The following is a 16,036-nucleotide window of genomic DNA, read 5'->3' as shown; positions in this document are numbered from 1 at the left end:
GGAGTTTTGATATTCGTCTAAATCTCTGCGTATTTCCTCGTTTCTCCCATGTCATCTCTACTAGTTTAAACCTTGGCTGGGGAAGTCAACCCCACCCTATTTTGAGAGGGTTTTAATACTTTATCCAGTAACAATGTGGGCGGGTGATTGTAGGGCCAAGCAAAAGCATGGCGGAAAGCCGCATTTTGGCAGGTTTGCAACTGCTCAAAGTTAATTATATCATATGTTAGCAAGTTTTCATACTCAAAGGGTAAGCGCATATTATGCAACCCGGCGTTATCTGTACAGATGGCGATATCTACCCCCGCAGCAAAGCAACGGTCAAAAACTAATTTGAGTTGACGTATATCTTCTAATGTCCCAGTTTTGAGGTAAGTTGTGGGACATACTTCTAAACACTGTCCCCGTTGAGCTATCTCCTTTAATAGTTCGGGAAACAATAGGGGGATTTGGATACCGTGACCTATGCGCATGAGGTAGGGTAGTAGTTCGGGGTGACAACCGTCTCTAGTTTCGTAAAGGTGTCCGGTGGTGTTTAACCCCTGCGATCGCCCATAATCATATAAACTCACCCATTCTGCCATGCGTTCATGATAGTAGCGATCGCCCCCAGCCACATCGATAGCACAAACATATTGTTTATTTTGCACTGCTAGGTCAACAATTGCCTGATTCACCTCATAGGGTAAGCGGGTGTGCATACAGAGGATTTGGCTAGTGACAATAGGATATTCTGGTAAATGGCTGGCTTTTCCCACCACTTCCACAATTTCCGCCATTTTATCAATTCTGGCGGTTTGGCTGAGGTGTTCTGGTGTACGTAAATATGGGGTATAGCGCAGTTCTAAATAAGCTAAATTCTCAAATACATAAGCCCCCCGCAGTAGGCGATAAATAAAGTAGGGTAAGGTTTCTACTGTTTGCACACTTTCTACTAAGGTGTGTAATTCTAGATATTCATCTAAGGTGTTCCGGGGACGGGTGTAAAATTCTTCAAATTCCCCATACTCAGCAAACTGAGCAATGGAATCTTGACCATGGCGCTCAAAGTACCGCCATAAGACACGGGGAACAACCGAACCGCCCAGGTGTCTATGTAATTCAGCATATAAGGCCATAAGAGCTTTTTTGTAAATATGAATTTTACTAATTGTAACAAAAGCTCCAAAAAAAGAAAGCCTACCCCCCAGAATTACCATCTGTGAGGGCGATCGCCCTAATTAGTCAGCTAAGAGGATGTTTGATAAGTTTTCAACAGGTAATTTTTATCTTAGGGAACAGGGAACAGGGAACAGGGATTGGTGAACACGGTTCGACTTCGCTCACCGACCGCATAAAAAACAATCAAATCCAGTCCCCTCCCCTTACAAGGGGAGGGTTAGGGTGGGGTCAAGCAATAGTTGATACACTAATCATGACTTGACAAACATCCTCTAAGAGCGATCGCATAGGTTACCACCACAATTACCATCTGTGAAATTAGAATTAGGGAACAGGGTAAAGAATCACCTGAACAACAGCTATAAATAGAGTCATTCCGAAAAGATAAATCAACGATAAACAAATAGTGGAAAATATACTCCTGTTACTAGGACATCTCCCATAATTTTTGTATTGATAATAACGACTAAAAATAAACACTTTCCCCATAAATATATTGATTGCTAGCCCCAAGATTGAATCAATTATAGATGCTGGTAGGAAAGCAGCGATTACGATAGTTATCGTTATAAATTTTAAGTAATCTATTTCTAACTTAGTTTGAAGAAAGGCACATATTGCAAAAAAGAAGGCATACCAAGAAAACATTCGATCAAATTCTTCCTTGAGTTCCAGAGGCGCATCAGGAAATTTAGTAGTTTTTGGCGGAGAAAAACACAGTGTAGGTAACCAAGATTGTAAAGGTTTAACGGGTTCTATATACCCTTTTTCTACCATTTCATCTAAGATTTGAAATCTTCTTTCCATTTGAGGGCTAACATTTTCAAAGCTCATGGCATTTTCCTGATAATTAAATAAAATTTGATGTTGATATGCGATCGCTGACGGTAATTTATCTGTTGCAGTTAACACTTAGTGTTATTGTCAAACTGCGGTTAAATTCCTTTTTTTTATTTGTCTAATACCTATGCACTAAACCTATGTGTAATTCATTCCTAGATTATACATATGGCTGGAAGAACCCTTATCCAATTAATACAGCATGGAAATTTACCGCCTCAACTCATACATACGCGGTTATTGTTCCTGGTAATTCCTGTAGGTCAGTCAAATTTAGCGGATGCTTAGACTATGAGCAACTATTCCCACTCTCTGGGGACAGTAGAAACTGTGTGTAGCCAATATCAGTATTTTAAAAGATTTAGTTAATATGTGTCTATTAACAACAAATATTACCAAATTCCTAACTTAGGGCTAAAAGCCTTTTAGGATAAGTCTTTGGTGCTTTGTAAAGATTATTACTAATATTATTTTTTTATTTGATGAAAGTGTGATACTGTTTGAAGTATCTTAGACAAAAAACTTCAATATAAATCCAGTGGTTGAACCATGTGACTGAGTAACACTGCATCTTGGGCGTGAAGTTATTTAGTTACTGATGTTTGGTGTGTTTGTCTGGTCACCTATAACCAATGAACATAAAAATGTGAGGAGTGTGAACAATGGAAAATATAATTATTGTTTTAGTGATTGCGATTGCAATGGGTTTTCTTTCTGCCAAAATTGCCGAAAGCAAACGGCGAGATCAAACAGTTTGGTTCATTTTAGGTGCTTTATTTGGTTTGATTGCTGTTATAGTTATCTCTTTGTTACCCGCCCTGTAACCTCAAGTTAAGCTTCCCTCCTAGTTTTTGATTGCTTGTCTCATAGGGTTTCTTCCCTCCGATTCCCTATTCCCTATTCCGGTGTTCCGGTGTTCCGGTGTTCCCTAAGATAAAAATTACCTGTTGAAAACCTATCAAACAACCTCTAAGAGGATGTTTTAAAAGGTATGATTAGTGTATCAACTATTGTTTTACCCCACCCTAACCCTCCCCTTGTAAGGGGAGGGAACTGGATTTTATTGTTTTTTGTGCGTTCCCCATTCCCCATTCCCCATTCCCCATTCCCTATTCCCTATCCCCCATTCCCTGTTCCCTGTTCCCTGTTCCCTGTTCCCTAAGATAAAAATTACCTGTTGAAAACCTATCAAACAACCTCTAAGCTGTCATACTTTCCCTGGATGTCAAATTTAGGGATATCTTCTAGAAGGTAACAGAGGATTGACTCTTGACAAAATTCACCCAATGTGTTATTAATTATAATTTGTGCAAACTATAATCTGATAATATAATCTCTTGGCTAACGTAATTGTCATAGGTGCCCAATGGGGCGACGAAGGAAAAGGTAAAATCACAGACTTACTCAGCCGCTCCGCAGATGTGGTAGTACGTTACCAAGGGGGAGTGAACGCTGGACATACAATAGTGGTGGAAGGTCAGACTTTAAAGCTGCACTTAATCCCCTCTGGTATTTTGTATCCCAATACAGAATGTATTATTGGGTGTGGAACGGTGATAGATCCACAGGTGTTGATCGCAGAATTGGATAAACTGGAGAAATTAAATATTTCTACAGCCAATCTGTTAATATCAGAAACAGCCCATGTAACAATGCCTTATCATCGGTTAATTGACCAGGCAGCAGAGGAGCGGCGAGGAAGTTATAAAATCGGTACGACAGGGAGAGGGATTGGCCCCACCTATGCGGATAAGTCCGAGCGCACAGGGATTAGGGTGTTAGACTTGATTAACCCGGAAGCCCTACGGGAGAAATTAGCATGGACGATTAATTATAAAAACGTTATTTTAGAAAAACTTTACAATCTACCACCCCTAGACCCCCAAGCAGTAATTGAGGAATATATGGGTTATGCCGATCGCTTGCGGCCTTATGTGGTGGATACATCCCTAAAAATATATGATTCAATTTTGCGTCGCCGCAATATCCTGTTTGAAGGGGCACAAGGAACCCTGCTAGATTTAGATCACGGGACTTATCCCTATGTGACCTCCTCTAACCCGGTAGCAGGTGGGGCTTGCGTAGGGACGGGGGTAGGACCGACAATGATAGATCGGGTAATTGGTGTGTCTAAAGCCTACACCACGAGGGTAGGAGAAGGGCCTTTTCCCACAGAATTAACAGGAGAGGTGGGAGAATTATTGTGCGATCGCGGTGCGGAATTTGGGACAACTACAGGACGCAAGCGACGCTGTGGGTGGTTTGATGCGGTGATTGGTCGCTATGCGGTGCGAATTAATGGTATGGATTGTATGGCGATTACCAAGCTGGATGTTCTGGATGAACTAGAAGAAATTCAAGTCTGTGTCGCCTATGAAATAGATGGCGATCGCTGTGAAAACTTCCCCACCAGTTCCCGTCGATTTGCGCAATGTCGCCCCATCTATAAAACCCTACCAGGATGGCAAGTATCCACCAAGGAATGTCGTACACTGGAAGACTTACCACCCCAAGCCCTAGACTACCTCAAATTCTTGGCGGAATTGATGGAAGTTCCCATCGCGATCGTCTCCTTAGGAGCTAGTCGCGATCAAACCATTATTGTGGAAGATCCCATACACGGGCCTAAACGTGCTTTATTGTACGCTGACGGTACACCCGCTGCTTAATTAAGTAGGGAGTGTAAGAGGATGGGGTGGCCTTTGTTTATATGATCAAGTGCAATTGTCAACAACTGATAACTAATAACTGACAACTTCTATGGCGATTAAAGTCGAATCTCAAAAGCGACCAGAAGGAAGCAAACCTAATGCTTTACGTCGTTCTGGTCTGATCCCTGCTAATTTGTACGGTCACAAAGGTGCGGAATCAATTTCTTTAGTAGTGGAAGCTAAAACTGTGGAGCGTCTGCTCAAACAAGCTGCTGTGAATCAAACAGAAATTGAACTAAATATCCCTGAACTGGAGTGGACTGGTACAACTGTATTGCGAGAAGTCCAATCCCATCCTGCTAAGGGTTTTATTTATCATATTAGCTTTTTTGCATCTGCTCAAAGCTAATATCCTCCCGTAAGGGATAAAAAACACAAAATATCATGATTGTTGATGACACCAGGGTACAACCCTGGTTTTTTATTGAAAGTGTGAGAACATGGGTTTATGAGTTGGTCTTTGACCTAAACAATCCCCCCAGGGGATTGATGTGCAATTTTTGTAACTCTCCCACGGATTTTTTATGACACCAGCAAATCTTCCAGTTTTAATTCAGCAGATGTTACAACCGGGATTTTATCCCCACCCAGTCACAGAACCCATAGAACTGATTCAAACTCATATTTCCTATGTACTGCTCACGGGGGATTATGCCTATAAGTTGAAAAAATCCGTCAATTTTGGCTTTTTGGATTTTTCTACTCTAGAAAAACGTAAGCATTTTTGTCAAGAAGAGTTGCGTTTGAATCAACGGGGCGCGGCTGAATTGTATTTGGAAGTATTACCTATTACTTTTATAGATGAGGAATATCACTTAGGAGGAGCAGGGAAGCCTATAGAATATGCGCTGAAAATGCGCCAGTTTCCCCAAGATTTACTCTTGAGTACACTATTTGAGCAAGGTAAGTTAACAGAGGCTGACCTGGAGAGATTAGGTAAAGTTGTGGCACAATACCACGCTAAATCTACCACTAATGATTATATTCGCAGTTTTGGGGAAGTTCCGCAAGTCCGGGCGGCAATTGATGAGAATTACCAACAAACAGAAAAGTATATTGGTGGACCTCAGACACAGGCACAGTTTCAGGAAACCAAAAAATATACAGATAATTTTTTCTTAGAACATCCAGAATTATTTACCCGTAGAATTGAAAATAACTATATTCGTGAATGTCACGGTGATTTACACCTGAGAAATATTGCTTTATGGCATGATCAGATGGTTCTGTTTGACTGCATTGAATTTAACGAGCCGTTTCGGTTTGTGGATGTCATGTATGATGTGGCGTTTACAGTGATGGATTTGGAAGCGCGCAACAGTCCCAATTTAGCTAATGGGTTTTTGAATACCTATGTGGAGGAAACTGGGGATTGGGAAGGATTGCAGTTATTACCTTTGTATCTAAGTCGTCAGGCTTATGTACGGGCTAAGGTGACTTCATTTTTGTTAGATGACCCCAATATACCAGAAACAGTGAAGGCGGAAGCGGCAGAAACTGCGGCGGCATATTATCGTCAGGCTTGGGAGTATACTAAATCAAAATCAGGAAAACTGATTTTAATGTCTGGGGTGTCCGGTTCTGGGAAGTCTACAACAGCTAAATATTTGGCGCGGAAATTCCAGGCGGTCCAGATTCGCTCAGATGCGGTGCGCAAACATTTAGGGGGGATTTCTGTTTGGGAGCGTGGTGGGGATGATTTATACACCCCAGAAATGACTCAAAAAACCTATGGGCGTTTGCTGGATTTAGGAATTATGCTGGTGCGTCAAGGGTTCAATGTAATTTTAGATGCCAAGTATGATAAGCAAAACCTGCGACAAAATGCCATTGAGCAAGCACAAAAATACCAAGTTCCCCTGGAAATTATATACTGCACTGCACCTTTAGCAGTTGTACAAGAGCGTCTGGCTCAACGGACTGGGGATATTGCTGATGCTACTGTTGATTTATTAACATCTCAACTGGAGCAGGCGGAACCATTCACCGCAGCTGAACAACCCTATGTAAAAATTTGGGATACAACTGCATCACCACAGGCATAATCACAATTAGTAGTTGAGAGTATTTGTAAGTCTATGGGAGCAAATAAAGGGTTACCGCCTATTTCGCCGGAATTCTTCTCTCAATTGGTATTTGGGGGATTTATAGTATTTATATTGCGGATGTCGGGGTTTTCACTAGCCCTGAGTGCATTTTTGGGTATTATTGCCGGTTTTGTGTTGGGTTGGTTCACAAGTTCTAGTAAAAATAGCGCCCAGGAACCTGCTGTACCCTCCTCTGATGGGATCGATGCGGGACTAAAATATTGGTTATTTTTCCTGGTGGGGTTTGTGTTTTTGGGGTATTCTGCACCCGCTAGTATCTTTCTGGGTGCAATAGCAGCTCTGGGTGGGGGTTGGATTACTGCTTGGTGGGGATGTAAGGAGTCTATGAATACTCAGCTACCTATGGAGGTTTTAGATATTGATGTGAATGACAACTCTAGGGAAAGAATTACTAAACAGCAAACTAGAAAAGTTCCCCGGCGTTATCGGCGGACTTATGGAAGTTTTAATTTCCGGTTTTGGGAAAAAAAATAAGGGATGATGTTTTTATATAACGCATTTCATCTGAGTTAAGTAGAAGAGGGCGGGTAGGATACCCACCCCAGAAGATTTATCATCTGAAGCTGTGTATTTTATTTACTTGAAAAGTGCTGTATCTGTCTAAGTTACTACCACTGTTTTTTTATCCCCTGGGACTGGTTACTATTGGTTTAATCGTGGCATTGGTGACCCTATGGAAACGTCCCCGTCTGGCCGCGATGGCGATTAGTTTGGCTTTAATTATATTGCTGGTTTCTAGTAATGCTTGGGTGGCTAAGTCTCTGGTGCGATCGCTAGAATGGCAATATCTCCCGATTAGTCCAGTACCCACCGCTCAAGCAATTGTAGTTTTAGGTGGTGCGACTAGATCCGCTGACCCTCCTAGGGTAACTGTTGATTTGAATGAGGCGGGCGATCGCATTCTTTATGCAGCCCAATTATATCGGCAAAACAAAGCCCCGCTGATTATTGTCACTGGGGGTCGCATTGATTGGAGTGGGAGCAGTTCCCCAGAATCTGTGGATATGGCGGATGTGCTGACATCAATTGGGATTCCATCCCAGGGGATTATTCAAGAACCGGAGGCTCTCAATACCTATGAGAATGCTGTGAATGTTAAGCAGATTTTAACAGCACGTGGTATTAATAAGGTATTGTTAGTTACTTCGGCAATGCATATGCCGCGATCGCTGCAGATTTTCCAAGCTCAAGGTATGGATGTGATTCCCGCACCGACTGATTTTCAGGTGACTAAAAATGACATGGCAGCCATAACTAGAACCCCCAAAGCTGCTATCCTTAACTTATTCCCTGATGTGAATAACTTACGGTTATTTACTACTGCCCTGAAAGAATATATAGGCATTTGGGTGTATGGCTGGCGGGGTTGGTTGTAACCAGTTAGAATGTTTGGGGAGTTGGTGCTACGGTCATGATGTCTGAAAATCTACCTCATATTGTGCGATCGCCTCAGTGTGAAGTTGAGGCTGACTTTTCCCATTATCACACAACTTATCAATTCTATCGAGAAGTTGAGAACCGTTGTGAGTTTGAAAGTTATTGCGCTTGGTATTCTCAAACAGCAGCACAGCATCGTCAAGAGTTAGAGAAAATGCGCGGCGAATTGAATATTTTTCATTGGTTTCGCCGCTCGTGAGTAATTTAAATTACTTCTAACTCATTTTGACGCAGGTGAGCTTTAAATTTTTTACTAAACTGAACTACAATTGGCAAATTAGCACTGATAGGTCTACCTTTCCATTCAGTAGCAATGTTTACGACTTCCCCTTCTGTATCTTTAATGTCAAAAGCCTGACCGCGATGTTCAGGATGATGATAAACTACTACGGACTCTTTAACGCGGACGCGATCGCCAGGTTTAATCACCGCATCTCCACTAGGTTTTTGTTGTTCCATAAGCATCTCCACAGTCACTCCTTACTGAAACTGTTAAAAAAACTGTTTGTAATATTCACTAATATACAAAGAAAGCCTGCCCATGCAGGCTTTAATAGTGATTAGTGAGCGACATTCAGATCATTAAAATGCGTTTTACCGTTGCTGTGCGCTTTAAATACAAATGTTATTCTACGTTATTCTACAATAAATAGTTACTAGTTTTCTCAACTGAAAATATATCTTTAACTAGCTGGGGATGGTGTTACCGATAGTGGGGGAACCAAGGCCAGCAGCAGACTGGAAAAACCTACCACGCCTGAAGTTAATCAATATTAAGATTTGCTGGGTTCAGGATACAGTTAAAGTGTAAGTGGATTTGATCCAAGCAATCAATTTAGGTGAATCTAGAGTCTAGAATGGTGCTATGGCTATGCCAAGTTATACCTTAATCTGGCTGTTGGCGGGATCTGTTCTGTGTTTGATGGAACTGTTCTTACCATCGGCTTTCGTAGAGTTCATGATGGGAATTAGTGCCTTAATGGTGGCGCTACTGTCTCTAGTGGGTGTAGGTAGTTTAGGGTTACAAGTTGCAGCTTGGTTGTTACTGTCCACAGTTCTGATTGTGCTTTCTCGTCGCTTTTTGCAACCACGGGGACGCAAATCAAAAATGGTGGATACAGTTGTCGCTCAAACCTTAACGGAAATTCCCGCCGGGGAAACAGGACGGGTGTTATATGAAGGTAATTCTTGGCGCGCCCAATGTGACGACGAAAAACTGCATATAGCACCCCATCAAAGAGTGTATGTAGTTAGAAGAGAAGGAACTACTTTGATTGTAATGCCTGATTATTTACTGCGGTGAGTTAGCCCTTGTGGGTTCGTCTTAGGAGAATCAAAAAAAGATGGAAAATTTATTATTACTAGTCTTTTTGGCTCTTGGTGGTTCTGCAGTTGCAGGATCGGTGAGAGTTGTGAATCAGGGTAATGAAGTCTTAGTAGAACGATTGGGGAGCTATAATAAGAAGCTCGGGCCTGGGCTGAATTTTGTCGTGCCTTTTTTAGATAAAATTGTTTACCAACAAACTATCAGGGAAAAAGTTTTAGATATCCCTCCCCAAAAATGTATCACCCGGGACAATGTGGGGATTGAAGTGGATGCGGTGGTTTACTGGCGGATTGTGGACATGGAAAAGGCTTGGTATAAGGTGGAAAACCTGCAAGCAGCCATGACAAATTTAGTACTAACTCAAATTCGCTCGGAAATGGGGCAACTGGAGTTAGATAAAACTTTTACCGCCCGGGCTCAAATTAATGAAATCTTATTGCGGGAGTTGGATATTGCTACTGACCCATGGGGTGTGAAAATTACCCGGGTGGAATTGCGCGATATTGTTCCTTCCCAAACAGTGCGAGAATCAATGGAGCTGCAAATGGCCGCAGAACGACGGCGACGGGCGGCAATTCTCACCTCAGAAGGGGAACGGGAATCGGCGGTGAATACCGCTAAGGGAAAGGCTGAGGCGCAAATTCTGGACGCTGAGGCTCGTCAAAAAGCCACGATTCTCCAGGCGGAAGCTGAACAACAGGCTATTATCTTACAAGCTCAAGCCGAACGCCAGCAACAAGTCCTCAAAGCCCAAGCAACGGCTGAAGCTCTAAAAATCATCACTAATACTCTTAATAGTCAACCAGGGGCACAAGAAGCTTTACAGTTTTTACTGGCTCAAAGTTATTTGGACATGGGGACGAAGATTGGTAGCAGTGACAGCAGTAAGGTGATGTTTATGGACCCCCGCACTATCCCTGCTACTTTGGAGGGGATGCGTTCTATTGTTGCTGATGCTAGTAATCCTTCTTTTGGGGGTGATGTACCACGTTCTAGTTAATCATTTGACATTGACTACACAAACCAAAAAATTCTAATGTGTGGTAAAAAACTTTAAATTGATGCTTGGATTCTAACTGGTCTTCTAGGGGATGAACGGGGCATTGATGAATAGGAATTGATAGGCCACACTGGAGACAGGTGAGATGGTGTTTGTCTTGTTGGGCTAGGTTATACAGGGCTTCACCGTTGGCTAAGTTCCTCACCTGTACCATCCCTTCTAGTTTTAAGGCCTCTAGTGAGCGGTAAACTGTGGCTAAACCAATGGTTTGATTACGATTACGTAGTTCTATGTAAATATCTTGGGCGGAAATTCCTTGTTGGACGCTCTTGAGTAGGCTGAGAATCTTCTCTTGACTGCGGGTGCGTATGGCTCTCATAGACAATTATTTAAATTTACTACTGTAGTGGCAGCTGTTAAACTGGTAAGGTTATTGATTAACTCTAACTGCTTCTTTATTTTATTCTGACTCAGTTGGGACAGAAAGTTATAGTATAGCGATCGCAGCATTTAGCAAAAAGCCTGTGCAAAGGAAGTATCTAGCCAAAATTTTCGTCACCCTTCGTCCTTCAGTTTTAGACCCTGCTGGTGTGGCGGTACAATCGGGTGTCAAACAACTGGGATATGACAACGTCGAACAAGTGCGGATTGGGAAGTACATTGAACTCACTATCACTTCTACTCAGGAGAGCAAAGCCCGTCAAGACTTAGAGCGTATCTGTGACCAAATGTTAGCAAATCCAGTGATTGAAAATTATCGCTTTGATTTGATTGAGGTGGAAACACAAACCGGGGTTATTTAACATCCAGGATGGGGAGACAGGGAAATATATTAATTTCTCTGTCCCCATTCCTGACTACCACTGCACTAATTAAGAGGAATGTATCAGTAAATCATGAAATTTGGGGTTTTAGTTTTTCCCGGTTCTAATTGCGATCGCGATGTGGCTTATGTTACCAGAGATTTGCTGGGACAGCCTACTCGTATGGTTTGGCATCAAGAAACCGATATTGCTGATTTGGATGTCATTATCATCCCCGGTGGCTTTAGTTACGGTGACTATCTGCGTTGTGGTGCGATCGCCCGCTTCTCCCCTGTGATGCAGCAGGTGATTGCACACGCTGAATCCGGTAAATTTGTTCTCGGTATTTGTAATGGTTTTCAGGTATTAACTGAAGCTGGCCTGTTACCGGGGGCTTTGACGAGAAATCAGGATTTGCATTTTATCTGCGATCGCGCTCCGCTTACCGTTGAGCGTACCGATATTCCTTGGACTCAAGCCTACAGTACCAATGAAACTATCACTCTGCCTATTGCCCACGGAGAAGGCCGATTTTATGCTGATAAATCTACTTTAGCAGCCTTGGAAGATCATGGTCAAGTGGTTTTCCGCTATGCAGGGGACAATCCTAACGGCTCACTGAACAATATCGCCGGGATTTGTAATCGACAAGGCAATGTTTTAGGCATGATGCCTCACCCAGAAAGAGCGTCAGATGCTTCCCTGGGTCCTACTGATGGTTTGCGCCTATTTCAAGGCCTGTTAGGGAAAATTGCCGTCATGGCTTAATTTTCTTCTCTCCTGTGAATTACCCTCAGAGGATGTTTGATAAGTTTTCAACAGGTAATTTTTATCTTAGGGAACACCGGATCAGGAAACAGGGAACACACAAAAAACAATCAAATCCAGTCCCCTCCCCTTACAAGGGGAGGGTTAGGGAGGGTTCAAACAATAGTTGATACACTAATCATGACTTGACAAACATCCTCTCAGGAATTAACACTCCCTAATCTTCATCTTATTTTTTAGTCCTGATTACTGGACTTTTTTTATGCCCGTTTTTGGTTAAGTTTCTACTGTTTCATTGGTCACTATCGGGTATAATTATAATTGTGCTTATTATATCCATAGATATCAATTGCAGATATCTGCATACTGAGGTGTTTACCGTGAATAAAATTACAATTAATCCTGATTTAGCAAATGTCGATTATACTGACTTACTAACGAAAATCTGTCAAAGCTTAGAGAAAAAACCAATATTCAAAACCAATAATCATCATCAATGGTTAGTGGTGGATATTAATCAAATAGCCGGCGAAATCGCCACTTCACAAGTGAATAGTCCTTTAGGAAATGCTCAGGGGGTACGTGCTGCTACTCTCAATTTTAGCCCTGGTTCTCAAGAGAGATTTCCAGAGCAGATAAGTAACATCACTGAATTAGTTAGAGAAAATTTAACATCATGTTGCGACAAAAATCTATCTCTAGATAGATTGACATTTGTTACACAACTGATTGCAGATTTGCAGACATTTCACCAACCATCAAATAAATTTGACCTCGCCTATAATTTCCCACCATCTAACCAATTACAACAACAGCGGTTAACAGTTAAACATAACGACGGACAACACACACAACTACTTAAAACGCATAAAGTTAAAATCTCAGTGGACAAACCCAGTAATTTTACCGCCCACTTATTAGAGGGAATTAATAACTTTATAGATATTCAACTTGATCCTACATCGGAGGAAAGGAATGACCTAGAAGATATTTTAGAGAACTTAGAGAAAAATGATCAATCAGATATTCACCGCTTAGAAAATCTGGTGAACCAGCAAACATTAGGTAAATTAAAGAAGTTAGCCAAAATCAAATATTTAGAATTTCTCTATGAAAATATTGATGACAATGCTAGTCAGAACAACTTGCAAGGTAAAATATATTTACAGGACTTAATCAGAAGATTAAAATTACTAGATGACTATATTAATGATACCCACAAAGCAGACGGGGAATATATAGTTAACTATGAGGGAGTAGAGGTTAATTACCAAAATATGTTTTCTCGGAGTGAAGCATTTGATATGCTTCCCATTATCCCCTTGATTGAGGGTTACCTAGGAGAAACAGAACAGGAAAACCGCGAGAAAGTAGAATTTATTTTTGGGTTAAAGTTGAAATTTGATGGTAAAGTCCAAGCCTATGGGGGTAAAACAGTTTTTGAGCATAATCAAAGTCTTTTAGATCCCGATAGTAAAGAACATAAAGAAGGTGTCAAAGATGAATCTAGAAAAACGTCTTTTGTATATAAGGTGTTAAAGATAGCATTTTTATATTACTTTTTATTTGCATTTCGTCAAGATACTAATAATCCCCAGAATAATTTAGAATATAACCCCATTACTAAATTTGAACAATCTGTATTACCAATATTGCAAGGTAGTGATGATCAGGCTAAAAAACAAATATTTAGAAAAATTATTGAGGGTTTCAAAAAGTTTGAAGTTCAACGAAAAATCAAAACTCTCAAGGGAGTTTTAATAAATCTGATCAAGCGGAAAACTTCCTTCCCTACCAGGGAATATCCCCTACATATTTCTGTCAAGAATAGTATTTTAGAAGCAGATATTAACACTATTGTTGATAGAGATACATTTCTTAAATCTCTGTTACGGGAGAATCCTAAAGACTGTCTTAAATATATCAATTTGGGGGAAGCAACCACAGATAACAGTTTTCTCGTCAGTCTCCCAGCCAAAATGACTATCAGTGAAATCTACTTTTTTGAGACTGATGATAGAGAAACTTTTCAGATGCAATATGATATACAATCGGGTATTGATGTTTTACCCGTAGTATTTGTACCAGCGAACAGTTGCTATAAATTTTGTCAAGAAAACCTATCAAACCGTAAGTTGGTAATATTTCCCTATCGTCCAGATCCTAAAAAACTAGAACCTGGTAAACTTGAAACCCAGAAACTAGAGTCTCATCAAGAATTTATTTACAAAATTACCTACAGCTTACTAGCTTACATCTGCTTGTATGTCTTATTAGAGGGACGATCAAAGTTATTTATTCCCATTTTAAGGATACACCTTAATAACAAGACAGATGATGCACCCATAGAAAAATTCATAGTTTCCTTGACCGGTGTATTATCCCACTTATTGAATGAAAAATATCGGAGTAATTCCCAGGGAATAGATATTAATAATTTCACGACCAATGGTAAATTTAAAATTCCTAATACTTTAGCATCCTTGTATTCTATATTACCGAAAAAGTTCACTTTCCCCCCTGGAGATAAATTTCAATTTCGGGAACTAGATAAACTAGCAATGATCATAGTTTCTAGTCGCGGTAGTGATAGCAGATGGGGAATGGAAGCGAAAAAATCTAACCTGATGGGGGAAATTATTGATTTCCAAATTCAACCGCAAACTGCGACATTAAGATTATTGAAAACATTTTCGGAAAACTATGATAATCATGAAGATATGTTTTCGTATCCTAGTGTGATAGTTGAGAATGTAGATCAACTCTATAAAAGAGGCTACAGACACTTTATTTACATAGCAAAAGTTCCCTACAGCAGCACATTACACATCACTCAAACTAAAAGCGAGGAACTATTTTTTATGTCGGAAAATGTCATTAGGGCTTTGACAAGGGAAAGGAATGATATTAAAATTTATCCGATGTTTTTTGATAAATACTACGCAGTCAAAGTTGAAAACAAGATTAACTCAACATCATTATATATTCAAGATACTGTAGAACTGACACAGTTAGTAGAAGATAGTAGCAAGAAGTCAATTGTATTTTTCAATTTGTTTAACGGTATCGCAGTTGCTAAAGATACCAACTATAATGGTGTGATGTCTTACGCAACTTTGCTGAATATTTATCAGGGTATACTGGATGACAAGGATATTAGAACCGGACTAATTTATCAGGACAGTCACTTAAAAAGTGAGATTTTGCAATGCTTGACTTTGTTTCATTTCTCCCGTTATCAAAAGCATGAAAAGTCGGGTAAACTTCAAATCAAGTTAGACCCTTATCAAAACCTGATCGGAGATGACTCTACTGGTCAACTAGCTTTATTAAAATATGGTTGTGGTCGCAGAGAGTTTAACTCTCTGGCTTTTTTAACTTATGTCAGGGATATACTCGCAAGACCCAAATCAAGTTCTTAGAGGATGTTTGATAAGTTTTCAACAGGTAATTTTTATCTTAGAGAACATGGAACAGGGAACACACCGAAACAATAAAATCCAGTCCCCTCCCCTTACAAGGCTATCCATTACCCACATTTTTCTTAATAATGTTGAAACATTTATGTGGCAATGGTTTCAACGCTTGAAAATTTCCCTACTCTTGACAAAATGTACCTTATTGTTCTTGATAAAACCCTTATTTTATTGAGAATCATCAACGGAGGATTAAGGTTTGGGGGTTTGCGAGCGATCGCTCTCACGAATGTTAAGAAAGATCCGGGTAATGGATAGCCTTACAAGGGGAGGGTTAGGGTGGGGTGAAACAATAGTTGATACACTAATCATGACTTTCTAAACAACCTCTTAGGGGGTATGTATGGTTTTTAGTTATATAGGACTCCTATTTGATTTCTGAGAGGATGTCTGTTCCGGTGTTCC

At 40.6% G+C, this 16,036-nt stretch carries 16 protein-coding genes; 12 read left to right on the top strand and 4 right to left on the bottom strand.

What is annotated here, in order from left to right; all coding sequences use genetic code 11:
• Nucleotides 1-65 precede the first annotated feature (65 nt).
• Nucleotides 66-1,118 (bottom strand): adenosine deaminase, encoded by a 1,053-nt coding sequence (locus tag IM676_RS06750; RefSeq protein ID WP_200989499.1) that lies wholly within the window; start codon nucleotides 1,116-1,118, stop codon nucleotides 66-68.
• Between the two features lie 367 nt (nucleotides 1,119-1,485).
• Nucleotides 1,486-2,073, bottom strand: coding sequence for a DUF2628 domain-containing protein (locus tag IM676_RS06745; RefSeq protein WP_200989498.1), 588 nt, complete (start codon nucleotides 2,071-2,073; stop codon nucleotides 1,486-1,488).
• A gap of 590 nt (nucleotides 2,074-2,663) precedes the next feature.
• Between IM676_RS06745 and IM676_RS06740 the strand changes: the two genes are divergently transcribed.
• From IM676_RS06740 to IM676_RS06710, 7 genes are all read left to right on the top strand, one after another.
• On the top strand, nucleotides 2,664-2,825 hold the full coding sequence (locus IM676_RS06740) for a hypothetical protein (protein ID WP_200989497.1): 162 nt from the start codon (nucleotides 2,664-2,666) through the stop codon (nucleotides 2,823-2,825).
• 513 nt (nucleotides 2,826-3,338) lie between these two features.
• On the top strand, nucleotides 3,339-4,670 hold the full coding sequence (locus IM676_RS06735; RefSeq protein WP_200989496.1) for an adenylosuccinate synthase: 1,332 nt from the start codon (nucleotides 3,339-3,341) through the stop codon (nucleotides 4,668-4,670).
• Nucleotides 4,671-4,761: 91 nt separating this feature from the next.
• Nucleotides 4,762-5,061: a 50S ribosomal protein L25 gene (rplY, locus tag IM676_RS06730; RefSeq protein ID WP_200989495.1), complete on the top strand. Its 300-nt coding sequence runs from the start codon at nucleotides 4,762-4,764 to the stop codon at nucleotides 5,059-5,061.
• 175 nt (nucleotides 5,062-5,236) lie between these two features.
• On the top strand, nucleotides 5,237-6,757 hold the full coding sequence (locus IM676_RS06725; protein WP_200989494.1) for a bifunctional aminoglycoside phosphotransferase/ATP-binding protein: 1,521 nt from the start codon (nucleotides 5,237-5,239) through the stop codon (nucleotides 6,755-6,757).
• A gap of 33 nt (nucleotides 6,758-6,790) precedes the next feature.
• Entirely contained in the window at nucleotides 6,791-7,294 is a 504-nt protein-coding gene (locus tag IM676_RS06720; protein ID WP_200989493.1) for a hypothetical protein, read from the top strand.
• Between the two features lie 113 nt (nucleotides 7,295-7,407).
• Nucleotides 7,408-8,196 (top strand): YdcF family protein, encoded by a 789-nt coding sequence (locus tag IM676_RS06715; RefSeq protein WP_200989492.1) that lies wholly within the window; start codon nucleotides 7,408-7,410, stop codon nucleotides 8,194-8,196.
• Between the two features lie 38 nt (nucleotides 8,197-8,234).
• Nucleotides 8,235-8,456: a hypothetical protein gene (locus IM676_RS06710; RefSeq protein WP_200990105.1), complete on the top strand. Its 222-nt coding sequence runs from the start codon at nucleotides 8,235-8,237 to the stop codon at nucleotides 8,454-8,456.
• Between the two features lie 5 nt (nucleotides 8,457-8,461).
• Here the strand turns inward: IM676_RS06710 and IM676_RS06705 are convergent, their stop codons facing one another.
• On the bottom strand, nucleotides 8,462-8,734 hold the full coding sequence (locus IM676_RS06705; RefSeq protein WP_200989491.1) for a ferredoxin-thioredoxin reductase variable chain: 273 nt from the start codon (nucleotides 8,732-8,734) through the stop codon (nucleotides 8,462-8,464).
• A 394-nt stretch (nucleotides 8,735-9,128) separates the two neighbouring features.
• Between IM676_RS06705 and IM676_RS06700 the strand changes: the two genes are divergently transcribed.
• Nucleotides 9,129-9,560 (top strand): NfeD family protein, encoded by a 432-nt coding sequence (locus IM676_RS06700; RefSeq protein ID WP_200990104.1) that lies wholly within the window; start codon nucleotides 9,129-9,131, stop codon nucleotides 9,558-9,560.
• A gap of 40 nt (nucleotides 9,561-9,600) precedes the next feature.
• Nucleotides 9,601-10,584 (top strand): SPFH domain-containing protein, encoded by a 984-nt coding sequence (locus IM676_RS06695; RefSeq protein WP_200989490.1) that lies wholly within the window; start codon nucleotides 9,601-9,603, stop codon nucleotides 10,582-10,584.
• Here IM676_RS06695 and IM676_RS06690 read toward each other — a convergent pair.
• Nucleotides 10,577-10,963 (bottom strand): Fur family transcriptional regulator, encoded by a 387-nt coding sequence (locus IM676_RS06690; RefSeq protein WP_200989489.1) that lies wholly within the window; start codon nucleotides 10,961-10,963, stop codon nucleotides 10,577-10,579. The two genes, IM676_RS06695 and IM676_RS06690, sit on opposite strands and share 8 nt — an antisense overlap.
• 145 nt (nucleotides 10,964-11,108) lie before the next feature.
• Between IM676_RS06690 and purS the strand changes: the two genes are divergently transcribed.
• From purS to IM676_RS06675, 3 genes are all read left to right on the top strand, one after another.
• The gene (gene purS, locus IM676_RS06685; RefSeq protein ID WP_200989488.1) at nucleotides 11,109-11,387 is read left to right on the top strand and encodes a phosphoribosylformylglycinamidine synthase subunit PurS; all 279 of its coding nucleotides are present in this window, start codon (nucleotides 11,109-11,111) and stop codon (nucleotides 11,385-11,387) included.
• Between the two features lie 93 nt (nucleotides 11,388-11,480).
• Nucleotides 11,481-12,155, top strand: a complete 675-nt coding sequence (gene purQ / locus IM676_RS06680; protein WP_200989487.1) for a phosphoribosylformylglycinamidine synthase subunit PurQ — start codon at nucleotides 11,481-11,483, stop codon at nucleotides 12,153-12,155.
• A gap of 380 nt (nucleotides 12,156-12,535) precedes the next feature.
• Nucleotides 12,536-15,577, top strand: a complete 3,042-nt coding sequence (locus IM676_RS06675) for a hypothetical protein (protein ID WP_200989486.1) — start codon at nucleotides 12,536-12,538, stop codon at nucleotides 15,575-15,577.
• Nucleotides 15,578-16,036: the final 459 nt, after the last annotated feature.

The organism is Anabaenopsis elenkinii CCIBt3563 (assembly GCF_015245355.1).
GTDB classification, from domain to species: Bacteria; Cyanobacteriota; Cyanobacteriia; order Cyanobacteriales; family Nostocaceae; genus Anabaenopsis; species Anabaenopsis elenkinii.
Note: the sequence above shows the minus strand (reverse complement) of the source record. Positions and strands in the feature narration are given on the sequence as shown.